The sequence below is a fragment of the Bartonella sp. B10 genome, from assembly GCF_053794435.1.
Map to the genome: position 1 here is coordinate 1,232,065 of NZ_CP200030.1, position 16,602 is coordinate 1,248,666.

Consider the following 16,602-nt stretch of genomic DNA (forward strand, 5'->3'; position numbering starts at 1 on the left):
GAAAAAGATACATGGTATAATGGTGTGTTCTTGATGTGTATTTTTTAACGGCTTTCACGGTACCACACACTGCTCAACATTAAAAGACAAGTAAGTAGCGCAAAAAAACCAGAAAAAATTGAGAAATAAAAGGTATTTATTATACGGGTTTCTGTTGCTTCTTTTAGGATAATTGAATGAGCAAGGGAAGATGTTCGTTCTGTTTTCGATTGAATTATCTTAATAGGAGGAATACTGATATTTGCTTTTTTTTCGTTGTGTAAACGTACTACATGGCCTCCTGTGTATTTGCTTATAGGAGTTAATTTTTCTTCTGTAGAAATTACGTCATTTAATTCAATATTGTTAAGCAGACCTACAGAAGATAGTGCTGTTAGATCACCATTTTTTATAGTAAAAATTCCTGTTTCATTGGTGTTAATAGTCGTTGTAAATACCCCCTCTTTTTCTTTAACAAGGTTAATATTCTTTTTCTTTCCAGAAGGAAAGATTACTTCGACAGGTTCTGGATAATCTTTAAGTGTTTGGCGACGAATTGTTAAATGATGATTGTCACTTATAGTGCTTAATTTTTCTTCCTCAAGATCAGGTTCTTTCATGAGCCAATGAGCAATTCGACGATAAAGAGCTGCATATGGACCTCCACCTTCAAAACCGCGTGCCCAAAGCCAACTTTCATCAGAAAGCAACATACCTACACGCCCTTTACCAACATGGGAAAGAAGCAAGAGTGTTTGTTCATCGGCTCCTTTCATGAGGGAAGTACCTTTGTTTGTGTTTTGAACGGCAATTTGACGCAGCCATTGTCCCCATTGAGAAGCTGGATGAGCGGGTGTTGCAAGGTCTCGTGTCACAGGATGACGTTCACCTTCTTTGGTTAATGTTGGACGAAAAGGTTTTTGAATAATAACATCAGTTGGTAATGCGGGTAGGATGCTTATCAATGGTGTTTTAGCAAGTGAATATTGCTGGGTAAACTCTGGACCTGTTACCATTAACAATGCTCCACCATTTTGTACATATTGGGCGATATAATCATAATAGATTAATGGAAGAAACGGAGAATGTTGATAGCCATCAAGAATGATAAGATCAAAATTATCAATCTCTTCGACAAATAGTCTTGTTGTGGGAAATACTACAAGTGATAATTGGTTTAAGGGTGTATCATCTGCTTTATTGGGAGGACGTAAAATGGTAAAATGAACGAGGTCAATGTTGGAATCTCCTTTTAAAAGATCTCTCCATGTACGCTCACCATTGTAGGGTGCACCTGAAATAAGAAGAACGCGTAGATTTTCTCTTATTCCTTCAATAACGGTTGTGGCACTGTTATTTTCGGAGCTTAATTCACCTTTTTGCACATCAGTTGTCACTTGAATAATATTTTTTTTAGCATGGGAAAGGGTGATTTCAGTTTGAAAAATAGTACCAGGGGTTACAGAATAGTTACCAATTTTTTGACCATTAATGCTTACTGTAATGTTTGCTTGCATTGCTATATGCTCTTGATGTTGTCCTTTATCTTCTACCAAAATGGATAGCATTTGTGGTTTATTGATAAGGGCAAAGCGAGGGGGAGAAACAAACTTTATTTGGCGATCAAATTCGTTTGATCTTCCTGTTATAAGAGCATTGATAGGTGCTTTGTGATACAGATCTGATAGTGGTGGAATGTCATGCACTTGTCCGTCTGTTATAAAAATTGTTCCTGCATAACGAGATTGCGGTACATCAGATATGGCGTGTGTTAAAGCGTTAAATAAATTTGTTGATAGTGCATATTGATTGTTATCAAGTTTTCCTGCATCGATAAAGCGTGGTTCAAATTGTGGATAGTGTGCTAATGCAGTTATTAATTGTGCGCATGCTTCATCACTATCATTTGTACGTGTACCAAATGTTTGGCTTTTACTGCGGTCAACTACAATTCCTATGGTGCTTTTGAGTGGTTCACGTTGTTCCTTTATGATCATGGGATTTAGCAAAGTAAGGATAAGACAAGTCAATGCCACAAGACGTAATAAAGATCCTTGACGCTGAATAATGAGGCCAATGATCACAAAAATAGCGGATATCCCTCCCAGTAATAGAATCCAAGAGATAGGTAAAAAAGGCTGAAAGGTGAAAAATGGTGTCATTGCCTTCTTTCTCTGTTAAAGCGTTCCAATAATGCAGGAACATGAATTTGATCGGCTTTATAATTTCCTGTTAGGACATAGATAACAATATTCAATCCTGCACGAAATGCCCATAATCGTTGCATTGAATCATTAGGAATAAGTGGATATTTCCAGGACCCTTTTTGATCTAGTGCCCAAGCACCGGAAAAGTTATTAGCAGTGATCAGAATAGAACTTACATTATCACCACTTGCGAGAAAATCGTTACTTTTTTTATTCATTGATGATGATTCAACCCACAAAGGTGAACCACGGTAAAGACCTGGAAAATCTGGCATAATATAAAAAGAACGAGAAATAACATGATCCGATGATGCTGGTTCAATGGCTGGAATATTTAATTCTCTTAAGATAGTTCGTAATCTTTGTGTAGATGGATTTGTTGTTTCATCAAAGTTAAGAGAGCTGTTTATTTGATCACGTGTATCGAATAATACTGTTCCCCCATGTTTCATAAAATTGTTTATTTTTTCGATGCTTTTTTGTGTTGGGAGAGGACTATTAGCATCAATTGGCCAATAAATAAGGGGATAGAATGCGAGTTCATCTTTATCAAGATCAAGCGCTATCACAGGACCAGGCGAAAGCATTGTACGCTCTGCTATAAATTTACTTAGCGTCTCTAGCCCGCTTTTACTCGTAGTATCAATTTCATGATTATTTGTTATTACATAGGCAAGATGAGTGGCACCAGCTGCTTGTATTATAGTTTTATAATCATTTTTTGTGCTTTGCGCATGAGTAATCGGTACATGTACGAATAATATGATAAGACTTATCGTTAGGGGAAGAAGAAGCATATTATTGTGTCGGTTGAGAAAAAAAGCTTTTCTTATCCACAACACTAAAAAGTTATCAAGAGTAAATAATAAGATAGCTAATCCCAAAAGTGGACCAGTTAGATATTTGTCTTTTATGTCATAAGATAGAGGTTTTGCGCTCAAAGAGGCTGGTAATGTCGACTGCTTGATTAAGCGCGATGAATTATTTAGGAGATTGAGTGCATAGAGATTATTTTTTAAGCCGTAAAGCCCAGGTGGGGTACGATAAGAGGGAAGGGGTAGATCTTGTGTATTAACGATGAGTGGTACAACAAAAGGGGGAGGAGTTTGTAACCTCCCATCAGCTGTCAAAGTTCGCCAAGGATTTTGTGGCGTTGTTGTTTTTATATGTGTTGAGTTTTCATTATAATAAGTATTGAATGTTATTAGTTTTTGCAACATTTGTGCAAAAAATCCAGAAATAGGAAGATTTGACCACGTAATGTCTGGCGCAATATGAATAAAAATAAGCATACCTTTGCCGTGATTAGCAGCTGTAATAAGTGGAGTTCCATCAGTAAGACTGAGTAATGTCTTTTCAAAGAGATCTGAGTTCGGTTCTCCTAAAATTTGGCGTGAGACAGTGATGTCTTTTGGAAAAGGAAGATCAGAAAAAATACTATTTTTTGCAAAAGGTGCAAGCTTTTGCGGTTCAGTCCAAGACATAGTGCTCCCAAGTAAACGTTTTCCAGGACGAAGTGGAACGGGTAGTAGGCTATCATGATGTTCTGTAGTACTTAGATTGTCTCCAGCAAAGCGGATAAGTTTTCCCCCTTTATTTACGAAATCAGATAATTTTTTTTCCACTTCTTTTGGCATATTAACAATGTCACCCATAATAAAAACGGATGGATTTTGTTTGAGTAAGTGATCAATATCAATTGAAAGCTCTTTTCCTCCTGCTGTTATCAGCTGTGTATGATTTTGTAATGCTTTGATAATGTAGTAAAATGGAGAAAGTAGGGGCTGTGCTATTTCGTTAATGCTTGGTGACAAGAGAGCAACGCGGTTCATTTGATTGCGATTGTCAATTAAGAAAGTTGCAGCAGCGTGGGCGTTATTTTCGATTTTTATCCATGCAATACTATTACGTAATTCAAGTGGTAAGTTAAAAGGAACAAGAGCTGTCGTTTCTCCTTCCTTAAAGTTTATTGTAGAACGGCCGAGGACTTTATTGTTTAAATCATAAAGGCTTAGTGTAATTATATTTTCACCATGCTTTGTTGCACGAATGATGCGTACTGCGATGTTAGTATTGTTATTTTCTATGGATACTATGCCAGTTAGGTTGGAAATATCTGATAAATACCACAAAAATTTATTTGGTTTTAATTGTTCAATAAGGGAAAAAGCTTTGGTGTCTTCGCTTGTTTGTAATCCATCACTTAAATAAGCAATATCAAGAGATTTGCCTTTGTGTATTTCAACAAGTTTTTTTAGTGTTTGCATACGGTCAACAGGCCAAGGGCGGGGTTGCAAATTCATTAAATTTTGTCTGATATCTTTTGCAGGTAATGGACCAATATCAAAGCTGTCATTTTCAGCTGTAGCAAGCAAATAAATATCTTTTTGTTTCTTTTCTGCTTGTGCTAAGAGGGATTCGGCAACAACAATACGTTTTTTCCACTCTGTTGCAGATGCCCATCCATTATCAATAATGAGTGCAAGTGGTTGAGATCCGGAGAATGTACTTTGCTCTTGATGCAAAGTTGGTCGTGCTAAAGCGATAATAATCAGTGCGGCGATGGTTAATCGTAACAACAGTAACCACCAAGGTGTATGGTTTTTGGCTTCATGTTGACTAATTGTTTTAGGAAGAAAACGAAAAGGAGGAAAAATCTCTTTACAGGGAGTAGGAGGGGTTATCCGCACCAACCACCAAATAATTGGCAAGGAAAAAAGTCCCAATAAAAGTAGAGGAGCAGCAAAACTCAAAGTGCCCTCCTTGCGTTAGGGGAAGAGACACTCATTTCATTTGCAAGTTGTAAAATGATTTTTGTTACAGGCTGATCTGTTGTACTGACATGATAGGTCCATCCTTGGCGCAAGCAAAAATTTTTTAATTTTTGTCGCCTTTCTTGATATAGCTTGCAATAATGTTCTCGGAAGTTTTCTGCTTTCCCAAGAATGTGCCGTTCTTTTGTTTCAGGATCAACAAATTCTGTGCAGCCTTTGTAAGGATATCTTTCTTCTGCAGGATCAGCTACTTCAATTAAATGAGAAGTGACCTGTTTTGTGGATAAAATTGCTAAATTTTGCATAATTTTTTCAGGATAATCAAGAAAGTCACTTATTATGATGACATGCGAAAAACGTGTAATGGTTGAAAAATCTGGGAATGGATTTTCATCTTGATGATTTATTAAAGCTAGCATCATGCGTTCTACTGCAGTTGATGTCATGGTAGGAAGCATTAAACTAGGGATAGCAATATGGTCACCGCTTTTTGTAAGAAGTGTTGCTAATGCAAGGGCAAGAATGATAGCGTAATTACCTTTAGAAATTTTTGAAAAACGCGAACAATAATGCATAGAAGCGCTCTGATCAGGCCAAATCCAAACGGTTTGTGTTGCTTCCCATTCGTGTTCGCGTAAATAAGTATGTTCATCACGTGCTGAACGGCGCCAATCAATACGTGTAATGGATTCTCCTTTAATATAAGGGCGAAATTGCCAGAAATTTTCTCCGTTACCCTGTTTACGTTGACCATGCCATCCGCCAATTAATGTATTGGCGATAATACGTGCTTGTAAAAGAAAATGCTGCATATTAGCCGTATCTTTATGCAGATTGGCAGTGAGCGATAGTGGGTCTTTTTTTGAAACTTTTTTGCCAATGGCCATTAGAGGGCGTCTCTTGTCAGATTATCAATAACATCTTTTATAGTTATGCCTTCAGCACGCGCTGAAAAATTAAGTGCCATGCGGTGTTGTAATATGGGCTGAGCCAATATGACAACATCATCAAGTGAGGGAGCTAAACGTCCATGATAAAGAGCACGGGCGCGAGCACAAAGTGAAAAAGCTTGTGACGCTCGAGGACCAGGTCCCCAAGCGATATAAGAGTTTGCAAGAGTGTTGTGTTTATTAGGTCGGGCTGAACGAACCAGCTTTAAAATAGCTTCAACAACATTTTCCGATATGGGCATCTTACGAACAATTTTTTGAATTTTTTGTAATTTTTTGGTCGATAAAATTGGTTTTGCGCTTTTATTTTTTATTCCTGTTGTTTCTAGAATAATACGTCGTTCTGCTGTCAGATCGGGATAGTCAATATCGATTTGCATCAAAAAGCGGTCCAGCTGTGCTTCGGGAAGTGGATAAGTTCCTTCCTGCTCAAGAGGATTTTGTGTTGCCAGAACATGAAAAGGTTTTGGCAAATCATAACGGATACCAGCAACGGTAACATGATATTCTTGCATGGCTTGTAAAAGAGCTGATTGAGTGCGAGGAGAAGCGCGATTTATTTCATCTGCCATGAGAAGTTGGGTGAAAATAGGGCCATGAATATATCGAAAAAAGCGCTTACCATCCTTATCTGAATCCATAATCTCAGAACCAATAATATCTGATGGCATTAAGTCTGGTGTAAATTGAATACGTTTTTCATCAAGTCCTAATACTGTTCCCAATGTTTCAACAATACATGTTTTAGCAAGTCCTGGAACGCCAACGAGAAGTGCATGTCCACCAGCTAAAACGGCCGTTAATGCGTGTTCAATTACATGATTTTGTCCAAAAATAACTTTATCAACTTCTTGTTGCAGAATATCTAATTCCTTGTGTACTGCATCAATATCATCAATGGTTATTTTGGATTCACTGCTGATATTGGCCTTCTTAATAGAATTAGATAATGTACCACTTTGACTCATATTTTTTCCTTAAGGCGCTGATCATAAAATTGATAGTATTTTTTGTGTAATCAATAGAGGATATCTTATAATGAATATTTTATGATTTGTAGCAAAAAAAAGATGAAGAGAAAATAGATGTAATATGCTGTTTTTTTAATACCCATATATTTTCATGTTTAGTAAAAGATATGTGTTTCAGGAATGCAGTAGAGGTGTTGTTTTATAAGGATAGGAGTTTACGAGATTAATGATAATTTATTTGGAAGGTTAGAGGGTGAGTATAATACAAAATTTTAAACATGTTGATTGGTTGCAGAATAACAATATCCAAACACTCTTACATGTTTTATCTTTTGATGGTGAAGAGGCTCGCATTGTCGGTGGAGCAGTGCGTAATCAGCTGTTGGGTCAGCCTATTAGTGATATTGATATTGCGACAACCTGTTTACCGCAACAAGTTATAGCGCGTGTAGAAAAAGCAGGATTCAAAGCTATTCCTACAGGTATTGCGTTTGGTACAATCACTGTTATTGCTGAGTCATGTTCTTATGAGGTTACAACTCTTCGTTCCGATTTTGAAACAGATGGCCGTTATGCAAAAGTAGCATTCGGTCGTAATTGGCAAAAAGATGCTGAAAGACGGGATTTTACTATGAATGCGCTTTATTGCGATGCTGATGGTCATATCTATGATACAGTCGGAGGATTGAATGACATTGCCAGTCGGACAGTACGCTTTATCGGTATTGCAGAAAATCGTATTCGTGAGGATTATTTGCGTATTTTGCGGTTTTTTCGCTTTTTTGCTTGGTATGGGGCAGGGCGACCAGACGTGCAAGGATTGAAAGCATGCGTTAATTTAAAACAAGGGTTACAAAAACTGTCATATGAACGTATTTGGGGAGAGATAAAAAAACTGCTTGCCGCTGCAGATCCAACACGTGCTCTTCTGTGGATGCGCCAAAGCGGAGTTTTGACACTGATTTTTCCTGAAACAGAAAAGTGGGGCATTGACGCGATCCACTCACTTGTGAAAACAGAACAGGTGCTTGGTTGGAAAGTGGATCCCTTGCTGCGATTAGAAAGTATCATTCCTCCTAATCTCGTGAGAATTCGTGAAATGGCACATCGATTGCGTTTATCTAATAAGGAAAAAATGCGGTTAAAGGAATGGGCAAATTTGGAAATGATTTGCCAAAATTGTTCAGACAGTTTTATACAAAAACTCATTTATTTTCATGGTCGACAGCCGGTTTTAGATCAGCTATCCCTATCTATAGCTGCAGAACGTGATAATTTTTTGGAGGGGAAAGAAGCTTTGGAAAAAGCAGAAAATTATATGAGGCTTTATCATCTTGCTCAAAAATGGCAGATTCCAACTTTTCCAGTTAGTGGAAAGGATTTAATGAAGAAAGGTTTGGCTAAGGGAGTGTTTTTAGGACAAAAGCTCAAAGAGCTAGAAAGGATATGGATTGAGAGCGGATTTTCAATAAATCGTGATGAATTATTAGAAAAAATTAATTTATAATATTAATTTTTTCAAATAAGTTATTGTTTTTTTTATTTTATGTGAAGTTATAGTTGTTTAGAGCCATATTTATAATTATTCGTCGTTCAGTAAAAGAAATAATATGAAGTCCGAAATAATTGGTATGATGCTTGAGAAAGATATTATAGAATTATTTTTTGAAAATCATTGGCAATGTGCAATATGCCAGTGCCTTTATTAACATCTTGTAGATTTTGATAGAGCTTTTCCATTTTTTCGTAAGTAGGATTCTAATTGTAACCAATTTGGCGAAGTGCTTCTCCTGTGACCATGGCTACACTCATTGCAAGATTTAGAGAGCGCATGTGTGGCAGCATAGGGATCTTTAGTGCGTAATCAGCAATTTCGTGGACATAATCTGGAACTCCTGCTGATTCACGACCAAAAAGTAAAACATCATTTTTTTGATAATGCATATCTGTATAACATGTTTCTGCTTTTGTGCTCAAAAGTAAAAGACGACGATTAAAATGTCTGGTGGTTCTCATAAAATGTTGCCAATCAATATGCCGTTCTAAAGAGGCATATTCAATGTAATCCATGCCTGATCGCTTAAGGGTTCGGTCTGATAGATCAAAGCCCGCGGGCTCAATAATGTGAACACACAAACCAAAACAGGCACTAAGACGCAAAATCGTTCCCGTATTGCCGGCGATATCAGGTTGAAAGAGAGCAATATGAAGCATACAATAGCAAGAGTAATTTTTCATTTGTAATTTGTAAAGGATTTATATGAATTATTCCCAATGATATAATCGATAAGCGTGTGATTTTGGTGGTTAATTATCATTAAGTAAACAAGAGCGTATCTTTTTCTTTTCTAATGATACTCGGGATAAATTGATTTATTATGTTTAAACAATGAAATATTTAAAAACAGAATAAATTTATGTTGATATGTAAATATCATCCCAGCATTGCTTGGCGCAGTATTTTGCTAATATTAAATAGATAATTAGAAGGGTTTATATTGTAAAAGTGATATTAGCATTCTTATAAAAAGAGCGTAAGAAGTGTTAGGTAGCAATCAATTGAAAGTAGAGAATTTAATTTGATATAATCCCTATTTCATTGTGAGCAATATTTTAGCTTTAGCTATTGTACCTTATCCTTTTCTTGTAAGTGGGATATTTAGTTCATGTAAAAGTAACTAGCCTTTGCATGTTTCTTCTTAAGAAAACCGTTTTTATGTTATCTTATTTTAAATAATTTTGGGGGAATTGCTCATATTTGAAAATTCAGATTTATCGCAGTTTAGAGAAATATTATGGAAAAATTTAGAAATTGAATAAGAGAAAGGGATAAGATTGCTACTCTTAAAAAAGTACGGGGAACAAATCTGATCATGATGCATTGAAACTTTGTAAAGTAAAAACGGAGATGTTAAAATGAAAAAAATTGCATTTACTGCTCTTATGTCAGTTTGGATAGCTTCCGGTACTTATGCTCAGTCTTTTATGGTACCTTCTGAACCTGAAACAGTTTTGTCAACGGGTGTTGTACAGGTTGGTTCGGATATGTATGCGCGTTATGTTACACCTTCAGCGACTGATTTTGTTGCTTCGAGTCTTATTGGTGCAAGTGTATACAATATAGAAGATGAAAATATTGGCGAAGTAAAAGATATTGTTCTGCGTGAAAATAATATCGCAGGGATTGTTATCGCTATTGGTGGTTTTCTGGGTATAGGAGAAAGTTACGTTGTTGTTTCTCCAGAGACAATTCAGATGACGAATGATTACGGCAAATGGAAGCTTATTACTAATGCAACAAAGGATTCGCTGAAGGAAGCTCCAAGATTTAAATATGAAGGACGTTGGTCACACTGATTATTGTACTTTCTTCCTCTACAGAGAAAATAGCACTATCATAGCGTATGGTAGTGCTGTTTTTATTAAATGCTATTTGAATAATATCTTTTGTAGGTTCTGATATAATTTTGTAGAAGAAATTGAAACATCCTCTTAAAGGGTATGAAGTGGCTTCTATGGAGTGTATCAGGTATTGTGTTTAAACAGCATAATATCACCATCTTGTACGATGTATTCTTTACCTTCATCACGAGCTTTACCTGCTTCTTTTGCTCCATTTTCTCCTCCTAGAGCAACATAATCTTCATAACTGATGGTTTGAGCACGAATGAAGCCGCGTTCGAAATCTGAATGAATGACGCCGGCTGCTTGTGGAGCTTTTGTGCCACGAATTATTGTCCATGCACGTGTTTCTTTAGGTCCACATGTAAAATAGGTGATTAGGTCAAGTAAATAGTAACCAGCACGAATCAAGCGATTCAAACTGGGTTCACAAAGTTCTAAGGTACTAAGATATTCTGCGGCTTCTTCATCATTAAGTTGAGCTATTTCAGCTTCTATCGAAGCTGAAATAATAATGCTGTGAGCATTTTGCTCTGTTGCCATTTTTTCGACCATTTGAGTAAAATTATTTCCACGAGCAGCATCATTTTCGCTCACATTGCAAACATAAAGTACGGGTTTAGATGTTAAAAGGTTTAAACTTTTAAGGATACAACGCTCGTCTGTGGAAGCATCTTTGAGTAATAATCGAACAGGACTTCCTTTTTGCAGTAAATCTAAGGATGCTTCCATCATAGGAAGAATTGTCAGAGCTTCTTTGTCTTTTACGGTTGCTCGTTTACGAATTTGTACAATACGTCGTTCAAGACTTTCAAGATCTGCAAGCATAAGTTCTGTGTCAACAGTTGTGGCATCGGAAATGGGGTCAACTCGTCCTTCTACGTGGGTGATGTTTTCATCTTGAAAACAGCGTAAAACATGAATAATGGCGTCGGCTTCGCGAATATTAGCTAAGAATTTATTGCCTAAACCTTCCCCCTTTGAAGCACCACGTACAAGACCAGCAATATCAACAAAACTGATGCGCGTGGGAATAATTTCCTTTGAACCAGCAATAGATGCAATCTTTTCCATCCGCAAATCTGGAATAGCGACTTCACCAGTATTGGGCTCGATCGTGCAAAAGGGATAATTGGCAGCTTGTGCTGTAGCTGTTTTCGTTAACGCATTAAAAAGTGTTGATTTCCCGACATTAGGTAGTCCAACAATACCGCATTTAAAGCCCATAAATCTTCTTCTCTGTTAGTTATTATAGTTAAGATATAGATTCTTTGGCAATTTCTATAGCATATTTTAATAAGCATTATAGTCTCTTACTTACTATGAAGCGAAAAAACTATACTCAAGAAATATAATAACTTTGTATCACCATATTCTAAACATTCTCTATTGAAACTATGAAATAATCTAAATTAACATTAATAATGTGCTAAGTTTTTTGTAGTATTCAGGTCATTTATCATGAATTAATCGGAGAAAATATAAAGCGTGTTGTCTCGTAGTGTCTTTTTAATTTCTGTACTTCTGAGTTTGGTTGGATGTGGTATGCAGCAGTCAGATATTGCGCTTGTTTCTTCTCAGCAAGTTCAGTATATTCCAGAAGAAATACAAGCTTGGTATGGAGCTGTAACAAATGAACCTTATGTATTGCCTGCTGTCGATCTTTCTACAATTGATCCAAAATTTTGGCGACAGAAGGTTGTTTATTATACATCTTATCCACCAGGTACATTGATTATAGATACTAAGGAATGTTTTCTTTACCTCATTGGTGAAAATGGTACGGCTTTGCGTTATGGTATCGGTGTTGGTAAAGAGGGATTAGCATTTGAAGGAATGGGGATCGTTCAGAAAAAACGTCAATGGCCAAATTGGGCTCCTACTGCAGCGATGATGACTCGAGAACCAGAACGTTATGGTCATTTAGGGCGAGGAATGCCTCCAGGGCCTGATAATCCATTAGGAGCACGGGCACTCTACCTGTTTAAAAATGGAAAGGATACGCTTTTCCGTATTCACGGCTCTCATGAAGCGTGGTCGATTGGCCGTGCTATTTCAAGTGGATGTATACGTTTACTTAATCACGATATCATTGATCTTTATGATCGTGTTCCCGTTGGATCGCGCGTAGTCGTGTTGCAAAATAGTGAGAGTATATCCAATGTTTTCAATCAATCATTCAATGTTCATGATCAACCACAATCAACAGTCACTCAAAATAAACTGTTTTAGTTCCAAGTGGAGCAAGTTAGTACAGCTTTATCTTGTAAATTTTGGTTTATCATTGCGTGATTTTCAGTTCGCTATAAAAAATATTATGCATAAAAATTGTAATAAGAGTTGAGGTTTCTTTTCTGTGGTTAAGAGATGATCCACTACAGTGTATTTTTGCTTTTCATTTCTCGTGAGATCTCATTCATGAAAAGATTAGCATCTCTTTTTATTAGGAGAGCAATATTTTTTGCTATTGTATTTAATAAACAGGGTAACCATTCTTGGTCTGATTTTGTAAAATTCCCTAACACATGTTGATGAACAAGTTCTTTAGAACCAGGATGTCCAATACCCAAGCGTACACGACAATAGTCAGTACCGCAATGGGCGTCAATAGATTTGATACCATTATGTCCATTACTACCACCGCCTGTTTTTACCCGAACTTTCCCAGGTGGTAAATTTAATTCATCGCAGATGACAATCAAATTCCTTGATTCTAATTTATAAAATCGCAAAATTTCACTAATGGCTTGGCCAGATAAATTCATGAAAGTTTCAGGCTTTATAAGAAAAGTTTTTTCACCGTTTATGATTCCATTAGAAATGTTGGCTTGAAACTTTGTCGACCAAGGAGAAAAAGATAAGGATTGATAAATAGCATCAATAGCCATAAAACCGATATTATGGCGGTTATTTTTATGGTGTAAATAAGGATTGCCAAGACCAGCAATAATCCACATATGTACCTTCAGTGAAGCGTAGAACTTAAAAAATGTCGAGTAAAGGCGGAAAAATATTCCCGCCTGCTAAAGTTTATTAAGTTTTTGTGCTATTCACATTATTTTCTTGTTCTGATGTATTATCACCAGTATTCATGCCAGCAGGAGCTGCGATGGTTGCAATGGTAAAGTCCCGATCTTGAATAACTGGAGTAACTCCTTCTGGTAATTGCACTGCTGAAATATGAATAGAATCACCAATGGAGTAACCAGAGAGATCAATCTCAATTGCTTCAGGGATAGCATTCGCTGGTGCGTTACATTCTATCTCATGGCGAACGATATTTAAAACACCTCCCCGTTTGATACCAGGAGCTGTGTCTTCATTAAGGAAATGAACTGGGATGTTCACATTTACAACAGATTTCGCTGAAATACGTAAAAAATCTACATGCATAGGAAAATCGCGGACTGGATCAAGTTGGTAATCCTTTGGCAGAACTAAAATTTTCTGCTTACCAACTTCAATAGTCGCAACGGTGGTACGGAAGCCACCTGCGTGAATTTTATAGAAGATTTCTTTGTAGGAAACTGCAATGGCCAAAGGAGGCTGTTTGTCACCATAAATGACGGCTGGAATGAGGCCATGACGGCGAAGTTCACGGGAGGACCCCTTACCAACCCGCTCGCGTTTTTCAGCCTTAAGAGTGTAGCTCTTGCTCATAATTAAGTCCTTTTACATGATTGGAGATCCACCAAAAACTAACAATAGTTTTTGCATGAACATGAAGATACACGCTGTAGGGAGCGTTTGCTTCATTCTGCGCTGCCTCCAAGGGTGTCTACGCAGATTTTTTTCTATAATTCAAACTATTCACAGATGCAAGAGTTGTAGAAAAAAACAGAAATTTCTAATATTGGAAAAGAAAAAATGTTGCAAATATGATGCAAAATAAGCAGCAAGTAGTATTGATATATTTAAAATCAAATGTTTGCTCCGTCACGGAGATGGAGATTAATATAGGTAGGATGTAACCGTATAGTGTTTTGTATAACGTAACATTCATTGAAACAGAAAAACCATTGACAATGCATGCTCTTATGTAAGGAAGTGATGGTTTAGAGGTGGCGCTAAGAGGTTTATCAGGGTATCTACTTAACTGAACAGGCTTGAGACAGATTGTTCTGCTGCTGTTCTTGCAATTGCTTCTCCGATTAAATCAGCTATTGGTAAGACACGGATATTATGTGCATTCTCAATTGCTGCTGTTGGCATAATTGAATCAGTAATGACCAGTTCTTTCATTTCTGAATTGGTAATGCGTTCAATAGCGTTTCCAGAAAGAACGCCATGAGTGATATAAGCTGTGACACTGTTTGCACCGTGTTTGAGCAAAGCGCTTGCCGCATTGCATAAAGTTCCACCTGAATCAACAATATCATCAAGCAAGAGACAATCTTTTCCTGATACATCTCCAATAATATTCATCACTTCTGACTCGCCAGGGCGTTCACGACGCTTATCAACAATAGCCAACAAGCTATTTAAGCGTTTAGCTAAGGAGCGTGCACGTACTACACCACCAACATCAGGTGAAACAACAATGACATTTTCAAGAGAATAATGTATTTTTACATCACGAGAAATGGTTGGAACAGCGTAGAGATTATCTGCTGGAATATCAAAAAAACCTTGAATTTGTCCTGCATGAAGATCCAATGTTAAAACGCGATTAGCTCCTGCTTTAGTGATGAGATTTGCAACAAGTTTTGCGGAAATAGGAGTACGCGGTTCGAGCTTACGATCTTGGCGAGCATAACCAAAATAGGGTATAACAGCTGTGATACGACGTGCTGAAGAACGACGTAGGGCATCAATCATAATGAGTAATTCCATTAAATGATCGTTCGCAGGGTAGGATGAGGATTGTAAAATAAACACATCTTCTCCACGTACATTTTCGTGTAATTCTACGAAAATTTCCTGATCAGCAAAACGCTTAACGGTTGCTTTTCCCAAGGGAATATTCAAATAATTCGTAACATCTTCAGCAAGGCGTGGATTAGAATTGCCGCAGAAAAGTTTCATGGTAGAACCTCAGAGTAATCATGGTAGAGTGTGATATGCTTTTTAACTTTTTATTATCGCATTGCAAGACAACAATTGCAAAAATCTTACAATTTTATTCATCATAGTTAAAGAGATACATATTTTCTTTTTAAAACTTTTATCATTAAATAGTAGAATTAATTGAAAATTTTATTTTGTTATATCAACTGGTGTTTATTGTGAATCTATTAGGAATATTATTACCAATAATGGAACGAGCTTTCATTTTTTTATAATTTTAAATTATATTTTAGTAATTTCTCGATGTTTTTTAGTTCAGCAAGCGTTGGGTGTGTTTTTGAATATTTTGATGAGCGTTATATTCTTCATCTGTTTTGGTGTTTTTCAGGTGTTTACAACAAATAATGATATTCTATTGCTGTAGGGTGTATGAATGGCAGATTTGATACAAATTTGTAAACTAGGCGAAAGAATTTTATTCTGGAATTTTTTCTTTCTAATAAGGCAGAGAACTGGCTAATATTTTGCTATTTTATCATAATAACAGAAATTTGTCGTCCGCAATCAGGCTCATTGCAATGTATCGCACGGCGGTAGGAAAAAAAGCGCTGTCCGTCTTGGTAAGTACAAACTCTCAGACAGGAAGCATTAACCCCTGCTTCTTTTAGTTGGTTCATAATAAATGACCATAGATCAAAATTAAAGATATTTATTTGATTTGTTTTTAAAAAATATTTTTTGAATTTGCTGTTACAATCGATAAACCGGCTATAAAACTCGTCTGTTACTTCGTAGTGGCAAGGACCAATGCAAGGTCCAAGGACTGCTGTTATTGATTTTCGTTTAGCACCTTTTTTTTCCATAACAGAAATTGTTTTTTCTAAAATTCCATTTAAACTTCCTCTCCATCCTGCATGTGCCGCAGCGATGACGCCTGCTTTTGGATCAGACAATAGTACTGGTCCGCAGTCTGCCGTAAGAATACCAATTGCCAGATTTTTTGTGGTTGTAACAAGAGAATCAGCTTTAGGACATTCACCAACAAAAGCTTGATCAACAGTTACTACTTCACAGGAGTGAATCTGATTAACAACAACCAAATTTTGTGGTTTAACTCCAAAATAATCAGCAACCAAAGTGTGATTTTTTGCAATATTTTCAGGGAAATCTTTAGAATTATAGCCTAGATTAAGGCTATGATAAAGATTTTTTGAAATGCCACCTTGGCGTGTAAAAAATCCATGTTTTATTCCATGCGTATGTAATGAAGAAAGTTCTTTTGCAAGAATGGGATCAAGGACATGTTGCATAA

The 16,602-nt window shown here is 36.7% G+C and carries 13 protein-coding genes; 3 read left to right on the forward strand and 10 right to left on the reverse strand.

The genetic code is table 11. The features are described 5' to 3' along the window. Positions 1–44 precede the first annotated feature (44 nt). Genes V3565_RS05210 through V3565_RS05225 form a run of 4 tightly spaced genes read right to left on the reverse strand, consistent with a single transcriptional unit; the run spans position 45 to position 6,878 of the window. Positions 45–2,141: a hypothetical protein gene (locus V3565_RS05210; protein WP_455478129.1), complete on the reverse strand. Its 2,097-nt coding sequence runs from the start codon at positions 2,139–2,141 to the stop codon at positions 45–47. Further along, the gene (locus V3565_RS05215) at positions 2,138–4,939 is read right to left on the reverse strand and encodes a DUF4159 domain-containing protein (protein WP_455478130.1); all 2,802 of its coding nucleotides are present in this window, start codon (positions 4,937–4,939) and stop codon (positions 2,138–2,140) included. The genes V3565_RS05210 and V3565_RS05215 overlap by 4 nt, the downstream gene beginning before the upstream one ends. Next, entirely contained in the window at positions 4,936–5,847 is a 912-nt protein-coding gene (locus V3565_RS05220; RefSeq protein WP_455478131.1) for a DUF58 domain-containing protein, read from the reverse strand. Before V3565_RS05220 ends, V3565_RS05215 begins: the two co-directional genes overlap by 4 nt. Continuing rightward, complete coding sequence (locus V3565_RS05225; RefSeq protein ID WP_455478132.1) at positions 5,847–6,878, reverse strand: AAA family ATPase; 1,032 nt, start codon at positions 6,876–6,878, stop codon at positions 5,847–5,849. Before V3565_RS05225 ends, V3565_RS05220 begins: the two co-directional genes overlap by 1 nt. 256 nt (positions 6,879–7,134) lie before the next feature. On the opposite strand from V3565_RS05225, the gene V3565_RS05230 reads away from it, so the two are divergent. Beyond that, complete coding sequence (locus V3565_RS05230; RefSeq protein WP_455478133.1) at positions 7,135–8,388, forward strand: CCA tRNA nucleotidyltransferase; 1,254 nt, start codon at positions 7,135–7,137, stop codon at positions 8,386–8,388. A 251-nt stretch (positions 8,389–8,639) separates the two neighbouring features. Here the strand turns inward: V3565_RS05230 and V3565_RS05235 are convergent, their stop codons facing one another. Next, a complete protein-coding gene (locus tag V3565_RS05235; RefSeq protein WP_455478134.1) occupies positions 8,640–9,095 on the reverse strand; it encodes a tRNA (cytidine(34)-2'-O)-methyltransferase in 456 nt (151 codons plus the stop codon). Between the two features lie 702 nt (positions 9,096–9,797). On the opposite strand from V3565_RS05235, the gene V3565_RS05240 reads away from it, so the two are divergent. Next, positions 9,798–10,238, forward strand: coding sequence for a PRC-barrel domain-containing protein (locus V3565_RS05240; protein ID WP_455478135.1), 441 nt, complete (start codon positions 9,798–9,800; stop codon positions 10,236–10,238). A gap of 168 nt (positions 10,239–10,406) precedes the next feature. Here V3565_RS05240 and ychF read toward each other — a convergent pair whose 3' ends face one another. Next, the gene (ychF, locus tag V3565_RS05245; protein WP_455478136.1) at positions 10,407–11,510 is read right to left on the reverse strand and encodes a redox-regulated ATPase YchF; all 1,104 of its coding nucleotides are present in this window, start codon (positions 11,508–11,510) and stop codon (positions 10,407–10,409) included. A 261-nt stretch (positions 11,511–11,771) separates the two neighbouring features. Here ychF and V3565_RS05250 point away from each other — a divergent pair, with 261 nt between their 5' ends. Next, positions 11,772–12,515, forward strand: a complete 744-nt coding sequence (locus V3565_RS05250) for a L,D-transpeptidase (RefSeq protein ID WP_455478137.1) — start codon at positions 11,772–11,774, stop codon at positions 12,513–12,515. A 143-nt stretch (positions 12,516–12,658) separates the two neighbouring features. On the opposite strand, the gene pth is transcribed toward V3565_RS05250, so the two are convergent. The 4 genes from pth to pgeF form a co-directional block, all read right to left on the reverse strand. Then, on the reverse strand, positions 12,659–13,240 hold the full coding sequence (gene pth / locus V3565_RS05255; RefSeq protein WP_455478138.1) for an aminoacyl-tRNA hydrolase: 582 nt from the start codon (positions 13,238–13,240) through the stop codon (positions 12,659–12,661). Positions 13,241–13,316: 76 nt separating this feature from the next. Next, positions 13,317–13,943: a 50S ribosomal protein L25/general stress protein Ctc gene (locus V3565_RS05260; protein ID WP_455478139.1), complete on the reverse strand. Its 627-nt coding sequence runs from the start codon at positions 13,941–13,943 to the stop codon at positions 13,317–13,319. A gap of 432 nt (positions 13,944–14,375) precedes the next feature. Then, positions 14,376–15,308, reverse strand: coding sequence for a ribose-phosphate pyrophosphokinase (locus V3565_RS05265; RefSeq protein ID WP_455478140.1), 933 nt, complete (start codon positions 15,306–15,308; stop codon positions 14,376–14,378). 509 nt (positions 15,309–15,817) lie between these two features. After that, a complete protein-coding gene (gene pgeF / locus V3565_RS05270) occupies positions 15,818–16,600 on the reverse strand; it encodes a peptidoglycan editing factor PgeF (protein ID WP_455478141.1) in 783 nt (260 codons plus the stop codon). Positions 16,601–16,602 lie beyond the last annotated feature (2 nt).